This is a genomic window from Micromonospora sp. WMMD712, assembly GCF_029581295.1.
Taxonomy (GTDB): Bacteria; Actinomycetota; Actinomycetes; order Mycobacteriales; family Micromonosporaceae; genus Micromonospora; species Micromonospora carbonacea.
In genome coordinates this window covers 7,799,674-7,811,416 of the sequence record NZ_CP120743.1, presented here as the reverse complement: position 1 = coordinate 7,811,416, position 11,743 = coordinate 7,799,674, and the positions used below count along the sequence as shown (strand labels likewise).

Annotated in this window: 10 protein-coding genes; 4 read left to right on the top strand and 6 right to left on the bottom strand. The window is 71.6% G+C overall.

Annotation, left to right across the window (positions count from 1 at the left end; genetic code table 11):
* Positions 1–24 precede the first annotated feature (24 nt).
* Positions 25–663, bottom strand: coding sequence for a M23 family metallopeptidase (locus tag O7633_RS33040; protein ID WP_282325221.1), 639 nt, complete (start codon positions 661–663; stop codon positions 25–27).
* A gap of 440 nt (positions 664–1,103) precedes the next feature.
* Here O7633_RS33040 and O7633_RS33035 point away from each other — a divergent pair, with 440 nt between their 5' ends.
* The gene (locus tag O7633_RS33035) at positions 1,104–2,816 is read left to right on the top strand and encodes a family 43 glycosylhydrolase (RefSeq protein ID WP_282328700.1); all 1,713 of its coding nucleotides are present in this window, start codon (positions 1,104–1,106) and stop codon (positions 2,814–2,816) included.
* A gap of 46 nt (positions 2,817–2,862) precedes the next feature.
* Here O7633_RS33035 and O7633_RS33030 read toward each other — a convergent pair whose 3' ends face one another.
* From O7633_RS33030 to O7633_RS33015, 4 genes are all read right to left on the bottom strand, one after another.
* A complete protein-coding gene (locus O7633_RS33030; RefSeq protein ID WP_221486628.1) occupies positions 2,863–3,852 on the bottom strand; it encodes a LacI family DNA-binding transcriptional regulator in 990 nt (329 codons plus the stop codon).
* A gap of 95 nt (positions 3,853–3,947) precedes the next feature.
* Positions 3,948–4,787 (bottom strand): carbohydrate ABC transporter permease, encoded by an 840-nt coding sequence (locus O7633_RS33025; RefSeq protein ID WP_282325220.1) that lies wholly within the window; start codon positions 4,785–4,787, stop codon positions 3,948–3,950.
* Entirely contained in the window at positions 4,784–5,776 is a 993-nt protein-coding gene (locus tag O7633_RS33020; protein ID WP_074478923.1) for a sugar ABC transporter permease, read from the bottom strand. Before O7633_RS33020 ends, O7633_RS33025 begins: the two co-directional genes overlap by 4 nt.
* 46 nt (positions 5,777–5,822) lie before the next feature.
* A complete protein-coding gene (locus O7633_RS33015) occupies positions 5,823–7,118 on the bottom strand; it encodes an extracellular solute-binding protein (RefSeq protein ID WP_278134321.1) in 1,296 nt (431 codons plus the stop codon).
* Positions 7,119–7,364: 246 nt separating this feature from the next.
* On the opposite strand from O7633_RS33015, the gene O7633_RS33010 reads away from it, so the two are divergent.
* Together O7633_RS33010 and O7633_RS33005 are read left to right on the top strand one after the other, a co-directional pair.
* Entirely contained in the window at positions 7,365–8,990 is a 1,626-nt protein-coding gene (locus O7633_RS33010; RefSeq protein WP_282325219.1) for a glycoside hydrolase family 43 protein, read from the top strand.
* Between the two features lie 10 nt (positions 8,991–9,000).
* Entirely contained in the window at positions 9,001–9,639 is a 639-nt protein-coding gene (locus tag O7633_RS33005) for a polysaccharide deacetylase family protein (protein ID WP_278134317.1), read from the top strand.
* 21 nt (positions 9,640–9,660) lie between these two features.
* Here the strand turns inward: O7633_RS33005 and O7633_RS33000 are convergent, their stop codons facing one another.
* A complete protein-coding gene (locus O7633_RS33000; protein ID WP_278134316.1) occupies positions 9,661–10,656 on the bottom strand; it encodes a zinc-binding alcohol dehydrogenase family protein in 996 nt (331 codons plus the stop codon).
* 73 nt (positions 10,657–10,729) lie between these two features.
* Between O7633_RS33000 and O7633_RS32995 the strand changes: the two genes are divergently transcribed.
* Positions 10,730–11,104, top strand: coding sequence for a helix-turn-helix domain-containing protein (locus O7633_RS32995; protein WP_074478918.1), 375 nt, complete (start codon positions 10,730–10,732; stop codon positions 11,102–11,104).
* Positions 11,105–11,743 lie beyond the last annotated feature (639 nt).

Below are 11,743 nucleotides of genomic sequence, written 5' to 3'. Positions count from 1 at the left end.
GAGTGGAGGGCGGGGCGCGACCGGCTACGGCCGGCCGGCGGCGCAGTTGTTGCTCTTGCGGGTGACCGTGTATTCGGTGTCGTCGTGGGTGATCCCCGACGGCTCGCCGTCGAACCAGGTCTCGACCTTCTCCCAGCCCCGGCGCTGCTCGTAGTGCAGGTGCGGCGCGCCGGAGTTGCCGGTGCTGCCGACCCGCCCGATCTGCTCGCCCCGGGCGACCCGCTGGCCCTCGCGGACCAGCGGCGGTTCGAGCAGGTGCAGGTACTGCGTCTCCCACCGGCCGCCGTGGTCGATCTTCACCCAGTATCCGCCGCCCCGCCCGCGCGGACCGTCCGGGTCGTCGGGGGTACGGCCGCCCAGCGACCCGTTGATCCCGGCCACGGTCACCGTGCCCGCGTACGAGGCGAGCACCGGCCGCCCCCAAGCCTCGCCCCGCTTGGGGAACAGGTCGACGTCGTAGTCGTCGTGCCCGGGGTAGGTGCCGAGCTGCCACGTCTCGCCGCAGGCGACGGGGAGCTGGAACAGCGGGCGCGGGCCCGGTGGCCGCAGGAACCGCCAGGCGACCCCGGCGACGGCGAGGAGCGCGACGACCGTCCCGAGCGCGAGTACGACGAGGACGGCCCGGCGGCGCGGGCGGCGTCTGGTGGGGCGGCCGGTCGTCATCGTGCCGAGCATGGCAGACCCCGGCAACGCCACCGGCCCCGGGTGGGCGGCCCCGCGCCGAGACATCGATCCCCGTCTTGTTCGTGTTAACGGTAACAAGTATCCTGCCTCTCAGGAGCGAAGGGCACGCTCCGCCGCCGTCACCGGGATCGCCGATCCGGGGCGGCAGAGCCGGAGCACCAGCCGGGAACGAGCACGCCCGGCGTCCCCGTGGACGCCAGGGCCCGCCCCGACCCGTGACGTCGCAGCCCCTACCAGGGCCGACCGCGCCGCCGTTCCCGGGCGGACGCCGGGCGGCCGCCCCTGCGCTCACCCACCCCCGGCAGGCACCCGTTCCAGGTGCGCTGCCCCCGTCTCGGGAGGTATCCGTGAAAACCCTGACCGGCACCAGACTCAGGCGCGGCGTCGCCTTCGTGGCGGCGCTGCTCTGCGTCTCCACGCTGTTCGCCGCCCCGGCGCGGGCCGACAATCCGATCGTGCAGACGATCTATACGGCGGATCCTGCGCCGTTGGTCTACAACGGTCGGATCTATCTCTATACCGGCCACGACGAGGATGGGTCGACGTATTTCACGATGAAGGACTGGCGGGTGTTCTCGTCGGCGGACATGGTGAACTGGACTGATCATGGTTCGCCGATGAGTCTGGCGACGTTCTCGTGGGCGGAGGCGGACGCGTGGGCGGGGCACGTCGTGGCGCGGAACAACAAGTTCTACTGGTATGTGCCGGTGAAGCAGCGTGGTGGTGGGATGGTGATCGGTGTCGGGGTGGCTGACAGTCCGACGGGGCCGTTCCGGGATGCGATCGGTCGGCCGTTGGTGGGTAACGGTGAGATCGATCCGAACGTGATGATCGACGATGACGGGCAGGCGTACCTGTACTGGGGTAATCCGAACCTGTGGTATGTGAAGTTGAACGCGGACATGGTGTCGTATGCGGGGAGTCCGACGAAGATTCCGTTGACCACGGCGGGGTTCGGGACGCGGACGGGTAACGCGTCGCGGCCGACCCTGTATGAGGAGGGGCCGTGGGTGTACAAGCGTAACGGCATGTACTACAACGTGTTCGCGGCGGAGTGTTGTTCGGAGTTCATCGGTTACTCGACGGCGCCGGGTCCGACGGGGCCGTGGACGTATCGGGGGACGGTGATGCCGCGGCAGGGCGGGAGCTTCACGAACCACCCGGGGGTGATCGACTTCAACGGGGGGTCGTATTTCTTCTATCACAACGGGGCGTTGCCGGGTGGGGGTGGTTACACCCGGTCGGTGGCGGTGGAGAAGTTCTCCTACCGTAGTGACGGGACGATCCCGAGCATGAACATGACCACCACGGGTGCGCCGCAGATCGGGACGTTGAATCCGTATGTGCGGCAGGAGGCGGAGACGATCGCCTGGTCGGTGGGGGTGGAGACGGAGCCCGCCAGCGAGGGCGGGATGAACGTGGGTTTCCTCAACAACGGTGACTACGTCAAGGTGAAGGGGGTGGCGTTCGGGTCGGGCGCGGCGTCGTTGAGCGCGCGGGTGGCCTCGGCCGGCAGTGGTGGCACGATCGAGGCGCGGTTGGGCAGCCCGACGGGGACCCGGGTCGCCGCGTGCACGGTGCCGGTCACCGGCGGCTGGCAGACGTGGCAGACGGTGTCCTGCCCGGTGACCGGCGCGACCGGCACCCAGGACCTGTACCTACGGTTCGTCGGCGGCAGCGGCAACCTGTTCAACCTCAACTGGTGGCAGTTCACCGCCGGCACCGGCGGCGACCCGACGCCCACGCCCACCACCCCGGCCCCCACGACCCCGGCACCGACCACGCCCGCTCCCACCACCCCGCCGCCCACCACCCCGCCGGCCGGGCAGGCGTGCGGCGTCACGTACACGCAGGTCGGCTCCTGGTCCGGCGGCTACGAGGGCAGGCTCACCATCACCAACACCGGCAGCGCCCCCATCAGCGGCTGGCGGGTGACCTTCTCGCTGCCCAGCGGGCAGTCCCTGTCCCAGGGCTGGAACGCGACCTTCGGCCAGCAGGGCAGCCAGGTCACCGTGACCAACGCCGCCTACAACGGGCAGTTGTCCGCCGGCGGCTCGACCACGGCCGGCTACATCGCCTCCAGCACCGGCAGCGCCCAGGCGCCCACCAACCTCGCCTGCGCGTCCTCCTGACCCCGCGACGGTGACCGGGGGCGGGCCGGACCAGGCCCGCCCCCGGTCAGCGCGTACGGGACGGGGGCGCGGTGCTGTCGCGGACCACGAGCTCGGTGGCGAGCTCGATCCGTGGGCTCTCGATCCGCTCGCCCCGGGCGAGCCGCAGCACGGTACGCGCCGCCAGCATGCCCATCTCCACGAGCGGCTGCCGGATGGTGGTCAGCGGCGGGGAACACCACCGCACCTCGGGCAGGTCGTCGAAGCCCATCACGCTCACGTCGTCGGGCACCCGCAGGCCGCGCTTGCGGACCGCCTCGTAGACGCCGAGCGCCATCTGGTCGCTGGAGGCGAAGATCGCGGTGGGCGGGTCGGGCAACGCCAGCAGCTGCGTCCCGGCGGCGTAGCCGGACTCGTGATAGAAGTTGCCCGGCCGGATGAGGGCGTCGTCGACGGCGATCCCCGCGGCGTCGAGCGCCGCCCGGTAGCCGTCCAGCCGGGCCCGGCTGCACATCAGCTGCGGCGGCCCGGCGATGAAGCCGACGCGCCGATGGCCCAGGCCGAGCAGGAACTGGTTGGCCTCCAGGCTGCCCGCCCAGTTGGTGGCGCCGATGGTGGGCGCCTCCTGCGGGGCGACGCCGGCGGGGTCGACGATGACCACCGGCAGGTTGAGCCGGCGCAGCTCGGCCTGCAACGGCGGCGCCACCATCGAGGTCACGAAGATGACCCCCTCCGTGGACCGGCCACGCATGTTGTCGAGCCACTGCTTGGCCGCCGAGGTGCGCTGGTGGATGGCCGAGACGACGGTGCCCGCGCCGCTGCTGTGGGCGACGTCCTCCACCCCCCGGATGATCTCCACGGCCCAGGGGCTGTCCAGGTCGTTGAAGACCAGGTCGATCAGGGCGGAGCTGCTGCGCCGGCTGGGCAGCCGGCGACGGTAGCCGTGCCGGGTCAGCAGCTCCTCGACGCGCTCCCGGGTCTGGGGGGCGACGTCGGAGCGGCCGTTGATGACCCGGGAGACCGTGGGCACGGAAACGCCGGCCAGACGCGCGATCATCGCGATGGTGACGTTTCGGCTGCTGTCGGAACCCACGGTCCGCCCTTTCGTCTCACCTGGCTACGGTCGCAGAAGGCTATCGCAGCGGCCTCGGGTCACCCCTTCACGCTGCCCGAGAGACCACTGATGAGCTGGCGTTCGGCCACGGCGTAGAACCCGAGGGCCGGCACCATCGACAGCACGACGTACGCGAGCACCCGGGCGGTGTCGTCGGAGTACTGCCCCTGGAACGCCTGGACCCCGACGGGCAGGGTCCACCAGCTCTGGTCGGTGAACACCACCAGCGGGAGCATGAAGTTGTTCCAGCTGGTCACGAGGGCCAGCACGGAGACGGTGGCCAGCGCGGGGCGGGCCATCGGCAGCAGGATCCGCCAGAAGAACCCGAACGCGCTGCACCCGTCGAGGATCGCCGCCTCCTCGACCTCGCCGGGGATGGTGCGGAAGAACTGCCGCAGGATGATGACGGTGATCGGCAGGCCGAAGGCGGCCTGGGGCAGGATCACCCCGAGGGGGTTGTCCAGCAGTTCCATGCTGCGCAGCAGCACGAACAGCGGCAGGATGGCCACCGCGAACGGGAACATCAGCCCCACGCCGAACAGGGTGAACAGCAGTTCCCGCCCCCGGAACGCGAAGCGCGCGAAGACGAACGCGACCATCGCCGCCGCGGCGACCATGATGAACGTGCCGGTCACCGCGATGAGGACACTGTTGCCCAGCTGCCGCCAGAACACCTCGGAGGTGAGGATGTCGGTGTAGTTGCTCGGCACCCACGGGTCGGGCAGGCCGAGGGGGTTGACGGACAGCTGGCCGTTGTCCTTGAACCCGCCGAGCACCCCGAACCAGACCGGCACGACGATGACCGCGCCGACGACGATGCAGACGAGGTGCAACACGAGGCGGCGGGCCCGCAGGGCGGGGTTCGCCGTGCTGGTCATCGGTTGTCTCCCTGGTTGGTGATCGCGCCCTCGGTGTCGCGGCGCAGCACGACGCGCTGGTAGATGAGGGCGAACACGAAGCTCAGCAGGAACATGATGATGCTGATCGCGCTGGCGTAGCCGACCTCGAAGCGGCGGAAGCCGTACTGGAACATCGTCACGGCCATGGTCTCGGAGGCGTGGATGGGGCCGCCGCCGGTGAGCACCCAGACCATGTCGAACAACTGGATGGTGCCGATGACCGACAGGAAGACGCTGATCCGGATCGTCGGCCCGAGCAGGGGCAGGGTGACGTGCCGGAAGGCCTGCCAGGGGCCGGCGCCGTCGGTGGTGGCGGCCTCGTTCAGCTCCTTGGGGATGCTCTGCCGGGCGGCCAGGAAGAGCATCATGTAGAGCCCGAAGTACTTCCAGGACACGATCATGAAGACGGCGAACAGCACGGTGTCCGGGTCGGCGAAGATCGTGCCGGCGTCGGAGCCGAGCCACCGGGCGATCGAGTCGCCCAGCCCGCGGTTCGGCGAGAACACCAGGTTGAACAGGACGGCCGTGGTGACCTCGGAGAGCACGTACGGGGCGAAGAAGATCAGCCGGTAGATGCTGCGGCCCCGCAGGGGCTGGTTGAGCAGCATGGCCAGGCCCAGCGCGACGGGCAGCTGGACGGTCAGCGACAGCACGATCAGCACGAGGCCGTGCCACAGGTCGCCGCGGAACGTCGGGTCGCCGAAGGCGCGGGTGTAGTTGTCCAGCCCGACGAAGTTCTCCGGCAGGTTGAAGCCGTTCCACTTGTAGAGGCTGGCGTAGCTGGCCACCACGATGGGGGCGATGACCAGCAGCAGGAACAGCGCCAGGGCCGGGGTCAGGAAGATGGCGAGGACGCGGCGGCGGCCCGGCCGGGGCCGGGCGCCGCGCCGTCGCGCGGTGCCCGGCCCCGGCGGGTCGGTCGCCGGGCCGCCGCGCCTGGTCTCCGGCACGGTCGATGGCCTGGTCATACGTGTTCCACTCGATTCTCTCAGCGGGCCACGGGGCGGGGGACGACTACTGGCTCTTCGCGACCGCGGTGATGTCCTTGAGGATCTGCGCGGACGTCTTGTTGCCGGCGATCAGCTCGGCGACGCTGTCGTTGACCTGCTGGCCGACGGCGGGCGGGTACGCCTGGTCGAGGTAGAGCTGGAAACCGGTGGCACTGGCCAGGGCCTGCGCGACGGTCTTGTTGTTGGGGTCGGCGATCGCGTCGGTCGCCTCCTTGACCGTCGGCAGCACCGCGCCGGTCTTGGCGGACTTGCGCTGGCTGTCGACGCTGAGCAGGGCCTTGAGGAAGTCGAGGGTCGCCGCGGGTGCGTCCTTGCCGACGGCGAAGCCGTTGCCGCCGCCGAACACCTCCGTGGCGGAGCCCTTGCCGCCGTCGACGGCCGGGAACGGGAAGAAGCCGAGCTTGTCGCCGATGCCCTTCTTGCTGGTGGAGCTGGACGCCTGCACAGACGGCGCCCACTGCCCCATCAGCTCCAGCGCGGCGCCGCCGTTGCCCATGGTGGCGGCCTGGCCGTCCGGGGAGCCGTACTCGGCGCCGAGGAAGCCCTTCTGGAACGGCTGGAGGTCGACCAGCTCCTTGAGCCGGTCGCCGGCCGCCACGAAGTCGGGGGTGTCGAAGTTCTTGTCCTTGGCGGCCTGCTGGAGCGCGCCGAGCCCGCCGATGCGCATGGACAGGTACGCCCAGTAGAAGTGGGCCGGCCACTTCTCCTTGCCGGCCAGCGCGATCGGCACGATGCCGGCGGCCTTGAGCTTGCGGACCGTGTCGAGCAGCCCGGCCCAGGTGGTCGGCGGCTCGGTGATCTGGGCCTTGGCGAAGAGATCCTTGTTGTACCAGAAGCCGACCATGCCGACGTCGAACGGCACGCCGTAGATCTTGCCGTCGATGGTGTACGGCTCCAGGGACAGGGGCAGCAGGCTCCCGATCCACGGCTGCACGTCGTCGGTGATGTCCTTGACCAGGCCGGCCTCCGCCTGCTGGCGGAGCACGCCACCGCCCCACGACTGGAACAGGTCGGGCGGGGATCCGGCCTGGGTGGCGGTGGTCAGCTTGGCCTTGAACGCCTCGTTCTCCAGCGGCTGGATCTCGATCTTGACGTTCGGGTGGGCGGTCTTGTACTCCTCGGCCGCCGCCGCCCACACCGGCAGCATCGGCTCGGTGTTCTGGATGTGCCACCAGTCGATGGTCTGCGGGGCGTTCGGGTCGCCCGACTCGTCGTCGCCGCTACAGCCGCTGAGCAGGTAGGCGCCGGCGCCGGCGCCGACGAGGCCGAGCAGCGTTCTGCGGGAGAGGTGCGCTGACATGGTCCATCCCTTCGGGGACTCACGAGGTGCTCGGATGCTGATCGAGCCGGCAGGACTCGACGTTATCTTCGGAAGTTCCAATGCTTCGCCGGTATTACCGATCGATGGCGGGCACGCTACGACGTAGCGTATGTCCGGGTCAAGGGGTCTGTCCTAAGGCGACGTCAACGGCTACCGTGGTCGGCACCTACCGATAATCCGGGCCGAGCGTCCGGAAGTTCCGAAAGCCGCACCAGAGGAGCCGACGTGTCGACCGAGACCGCTGACGTGGCGACCGCTGCCCGGTCGATCCGCAACCCCGTCCTTCCCGGGTTCCACCCGGACCCGTCGATCCTGCGGGTCGGCGACGACTACTACCTGGCCACCTCCACCTTCGAGTGGTTCCCGGGCGTCCGCGTGCACCACTCCCGCGACCTCGTGCACTGGCGTCCGCTCGGCGGGATCGTCACCGAGCACCGCCTGCTCGACCTGCGCGGATGCGGCGACTCCAACGGGGTGTGGGCACCCGACCTGACCTGGCACGACGGGCAGTTCCACCTCGTCTACAGCGACGTGGCCAGCTTCGCCAGCGGCTACTGGGACCCGCAGAACTACCTGATCACCGCCCCCGACATCGCCGGCCCCTGGTCGGATCCGGTGCAGCTGCACGGCCGCGGCTTCGACGCGTCGCTGTTCCACGACGAGGACGGCACCACCTGGATGCTGAGCATGCGCGCGGACTGGCGACCCGGGCGCGACCGCTTCGCCGGCATCGAGATCCAGCGCTACGACCGCGCCGAGCGCCGCCTCGTCGGCCGCCCCCAACTGCTGTTCACCGGCACGTCGGTCGGGCTGACCGAGGGCCCGCACATCTACCGCCACGACGGGTGGTACTGGCTGGTCACCGCCGAGGGGGGCACCAGCTGGGAGCACCAGGTCACCGTGGCCCGCTCCCGCGAGCTGCTGGGGCCGTACGAGGTGGACCCGGCGGGGCCGCTGCTGACCTCGGTGGGCCGGCCCGACCTGCCGTTGCAGAAGGCCGGGCACGGCAGCCTGGTGCGCACCCCGCACGGCGACTGGTACCTGGCGCACCTCGTCGGCCGCCCCTACACCCCGCTGGGCAACTGCGTGCTGGGGCGGGAGACCGCCATCCAGCGGGTCGAGTGGCCCGCCGGCGGTTGGCCGAGCGTCCCCGGCGGCGTCCCGGCGGACGAGGTGGCCGGGCCGGGCCTGCCCCTGCACCCGTGGCCGGAGGAGCCCGCCACCGACCACTTCGACACCGGCGAGCTGGGCGCGTCCTGGTCGACGCTGCGCCGGCCCGCCACCGACGACTGGGTGGACCTGCGCAGCCGCCCCTCCCACCTGCGCATCCACGGTGGACAGTCACCGGTGGGCAAGCAGCGGCCGAGCCTGGTCGCGCGCCGCGTCGGCGCCACGCACTGCTCGCTGGAGGCCGTCGTCGAGTTCGACCCGGTCGACCACTACCAGCTCGCCGGGGTCACCGCCTACTACAACACCCTCAACTGGCACCACCTCTACCTGACCCGGTCCGACGACGGCCGGCGGGTGCTGGAGCTGCTCAGCTCCGACAGCGGGCGGCGCACCGCGTACCCCGAACTCACCGTCGAGGCGCCCGGCACCGGCCCGGTCGGCCTACGGGCCGAGTTCGACGGGCCCGTCGTGCGCTTCTGGTACGACCTCGGCGCGGGGTGGCGGCGGGTCCCGGCGGAGCTGGACGCGACGATCCTGTCCGACGAGCACGCCGCGCTGATCATCGACGGTGAGCCGGCGGCGTGGGGCTTCACCGGCGCCCTGCTCGGGCTGTGGGTGCAGGACCTCGGCGGCGACGGCGCACACGCCGACTTCGACCTGGCCACCTACCGGGAACACTGACGGCCCCCCGATGCGCCCCGTCCCCGCGCCCCGCCCCGGGGTGAGCGCCGACATCGTCGAGACCACCCGTGGCGGGGGGCGGGTCCTCGGCCTCACCTTCGACGACGGGCCGAACCCCGCCGCCACGCCGCGCCTGCTCGACGTGCTGCGCCGGCACGGCATCGCGGCCGTGTTCTGCCTGTGGGGCGAGCAGGTCGACGCCCACCCCGAGGTGGCACGCGAGATCGTGGCCGCCGGGCACACGCTGGGCAACCACAGCATGCGCCACGAGGACATGAGCTCCTGGCCGCCGGAGCGGATCGAGGCGGACCTGCGGGAGGCCGACGCCGCCATCCGCCGTGCGGTGCCGGGGGCGCGGATCCCGTACTTCCGCGCCCCCTACGGCGCCTGGGGCCGCAGCCCCGCGGTGGCCGCCGCCCTGGGCATGCGGCCGCTCGGCTGGCGGCTGGCCGTCGGCGACTGGGACCCGCCGGGCGTCGACGAGCTGGTGCGCCGCCTGCGCGACGGGATCACCCCGGGGGCCGTGGTGCTGCTGCACGACGGCGGGGGCGACCGCGGCCAGACCGTCGACGCGGTCGAGCGCGTCGTGCCCGCGCTGGCGGCGCAGGGCTGGCGGTTCGCCCTGCCCCGGCGGCCGGACTGGCCCTGACGCCGCTGCGCCGGGCGGTCCTCAGAACCCGGCGAGGACGATCTTGCCGATCGTCGCGCCGCTCTCGACGGCGGCGTGCGCCCGGCGCAGGTTGGCGGCGTCGATGCCGTCGATCCGCGTGGTCATCGTGGTACGCAGGACCCCCTCGTCCACCAGCTCGGCGACCCGCCGCAGGATGTGGTGCTGCGCGAGGCTGGTCGGGTCGTGCAGGGGCCGGGTGAACATCAGCTCCCAGTGCCAGGCGATGCTCTTGGCCTTGAGGGGCAGCAGGTCCAGGCCCGGCGGCTCGTCGATGGCGACCACGGCCCCGAACGGGCGCACGATCCGGGCGAAGGTCCCGACCATCCCGGCGGAGAACGGGCTGAAGACGTGGTCCACGCCGCCGGGCAGCGCCTCGGCCAGGTCCTCGTGATGGTTGACGACCCGGTGCGCCCCCTGGTCGAGGACGAACCGCCGGGATTCCGGGCGCGACGCCGTCCCGACGACCTCGAGGTCGGTCAGGTGCCGGGCGAGCTGCACGAGGATGGCGCCCACGCCGCCGGCCGCGCCCAGGACCAGCAGGGTGCCGGTGCTGGTGGCGGTCAGCCGGAGCCGGTCGAAGAGGGACTCCCACGCGGTGAGCGCCGTCAGCGGCAGCGCCGCGGCCTCGGCGAAGTCCAGCGAGGCCGGCTTCGGCCCGACGATGCGCTCATCGACCAGGTGCAGCTCGGAGTTCGTGCCGGGCCGGGCCAGCGAGCCCGCGTACCAGACCTCGTCGCCGGGGGCGAAGAGGGTGACCGCCGGGCCGACCCGCTCCACCACGCCGGCCGCGTCGTAGCCGAGGATCCTCGGCTCGTCGCCCGGGGCGCTGCCGGCGCGGACCTTGACGTCGGCCGGGTTGACGGAGACGGCCTCGACCCGGACCAGGAGGTCGTGGTCACCGGGGGTCGGGACGGGAAGGGTCAGGTCGAGCAGCGACGACGGATCGGAGCTGGGCAGGTTCCTGCGGTAACCGACCGCACGCATCAGTTCAGCCATGCCCGGACGCTATTTCGACGGCCCTAGTTACCGTCAACGGTCATTGGTATCCGAAGGGAACTACGATGGCCGGGTGCTCACGACCGCCTGCGGCCGGGCCCACGACGTCTACGACGCGTCCTGCCCGTGCCGGCACATCCTGGACCTGCTGGCCAACAAGTGGAGCGCGCTGGCGCTCGGGGCGCTGGAGGACGGGCCCCGACGCTTCGGCGAGCTCCGCGCCCGCCTCGACGGGATCAGCCCGAAGGTGCTCACCGCCACCCTGCGCCGCCTGGAGGAACACGGCCTCGTCGACCGCACGGTGTATCCGGCGGTGCCGCTGCACGTCGAATACTCCCTGACCGCCCTCGGGTGGGACGCGTGCGAGCCGCTGGCCCGGCTGCGCCGCTGGGTGGTGGCGAACATCGAGCGGTTCCCGGCGCGGACGGGCGCGCCGGACGGTCGGTAGTCCCGGCCGGCGCCGGTCGGCCCGCGCGACCGCCCCGGCACCGCCTGCCGGGCGGCCGGAGCACACCACGGGGCCGGTGCGGAGCTCGCCCCCTCCGCACCGGCCCCACCGGCTCGGCCGGCCGACGCCTGCGCGCCCGCCTGTGGCCGGTGCCCTGCCGGTGGTGATCCCGACGCCGGCCGTGGTCCGACCGACGCCGGCGCGTCGACCCGCCGACGAACGCCGTCAGCAGGTGGAGTCGGTCTGGGTGATCAGGCCCAGCCGCCAGGGCAGGTTGTTGTACTCGCCCCCGCGTTCGGGTCCAGCCCCTGACAGCGGAAGCGCAGGTTGCAGGGGCTGATCGGCAGGGTCTGGTCGTTGCCGCTGCGGATCAGCCCTTCGCCCCCTCAAGCGGAGGCTATCTTGTGACCGCTCACATTCACAAGGCATCCATTCAGAGCAATCTCACCGGGGCGCGGACGCCACTTTTTCCGCCCGTCCCGCAATCCGGTCACGGGGCAACTAAACCCGTCGCCGGGAATGCGCGGACCACGGCCGGACGGCCTGGGGAAACTCGCTAAACCATCGGAGTTGCCGCGCGTCGGACTGTCGGGACCCAAGGTGTGAGATACGGCTGAGCCAGGCCAACCGTCACTCTTG